This window comes from Frigoribacterium sp. CFBP 13605, assembly GCF_014839405.1.
GTDB lineage: Bacteria > Actinomycetota > Actinomycetes > Actinomycetales > Microbacteriaceae > Frigoribacterium.
The window spans coordinates 1-1248 of sequence record NZ_JACYNS010000210.1 but is presented as its reverse complement, the minus strand read 5'-3'; the positions used below and the strand labels follow the sequence as shown (position 1 = coordinate 1248).

Sequence of the window (1248 nt, the reverse complement as noted above, 5' to 3'; positions counted from 1 at the left end):
GCGCGTCCCGACGCCGCCCCCGCCGTCGACCGCCCCCGGAGCGCGCTGGGCCTCGGCCTGCTGGGCAGCGAGCTGGCGGTGCTCTTCCGCCGCGTCCGCACGATCGCGCTGCTCGCCGCGCTGGCCCTCATCCCGGTGCTGCTCGCGGTCGCCGTGCGCGTCACGTCGTCCGACGGCGGCGGTGGTCGCGGGCCCGCCTTCCTCGGCGACATCACCCAGAACGGCCTCTTCGTCTCGCTCACCGCCCTCACGGTGGCGATCCCGCTCTTCCTCCCGCTGACCGTCGGCGTCGTCGCCGGCGACACGATCGCGGGCGAGGCGAGCCTCGGCACCCTGCGGTACCTGCTGGTGACGCCGGTGGGCCGGGTGCGCCTCCTGCTCGTCAAGTTCGCGGCGGCCGCGGCGTTCTGCCTCGCCGCCACGCTCGTGGTGGTCGTGTTCGGGGCGATCGCCGGGGCCGCGCTGTTCCCGGTCGGGCCGGTCACCCTGCTCTCCGGGCAGACGATCGGCCTGGGCGAGTACGCCCTGAGGCTGCTGCTGATGGCGCTCTACGTCACGATGTCGTTGCTCGGCCTGAGCACCATCGGCCTGTTCGCCTCGACGCTGACGAGCGTGCCCGTCGGGGCCATGGCGGCCACGATCGTGCTCTCGACCGTCGCCCAGATCGTCGATGCGCTGCCGCAACTGGACGTCCTGGACCCCTGGCTGTTCACGCACCACTGGCTGGGATTCGCCGACCTCATGCGCGACCCGGTCTCGTGGGACTCGTTCGGCGCCAACGCCCTGCTGCAGGCCGGCTACGTCGTGGTCTTCGGCGCGCTGGCACTCGGCCGGTTCACCACGAAGGACGTCCTGAGCTGAGCCGTCGGCGCGCCCGTGTCGGCGGTCGCGGTTACCGTGGATCGGTGCTTTCCCGTACCCGCCGATCCCGCGTCCCCTCCCGCCCGTCCCGCCTGACCGTGGCGGCGTCGCTCGCCACCGTGGTCCTGCTCGCCGCGACCGGCTGCACGTCGACCTCGACCGACGACGCCGACGGGCGCACGGCCCTCGTCACCCACCAGCAGGAGGCGCGGGTCACGGTGGTCGGCGGCGCCAGCGCCTCCGAGAGGGCCGTCGAGGCCAGCAGGGCGCTCTTCGCCTCCAGTCCGGTCGCGGTCGTCGCCGCGGACGGGGACGCGGCGGGCCAGGCGGAGGCGGCCGACGAGGCGGAGCGACTGGGCGTGCCCCTGCTGCTCGCCCCGGCGGGGG

1 protein-coding gene and 1 pseudogene are annotated in these 1248 nt (G+C 74.7%); both read left to right on the top strand.

What is annotated here, in order from left to right; all coding sequences use genetic code 11:
• Positions 1 to 45 precede the first annotated feature (45 nt).
• Positions 46 to 861 (top strand): ABC transporter permease, encoded by an 816-nt coding sequence (locus IFT36_RS16070; RefSeq protein ID WP_200413670.1) that lies wholly within the window; start codon positions 46 to 48, stop codon positions 859 to 861.
• Positions 862 to 905: 44 nt separating this feature from the next.
• Positions 906 to 1248: pseudogene (locus IFT36_RS16065) on the top strand (hypothetical protein); the annotation flags it as partial.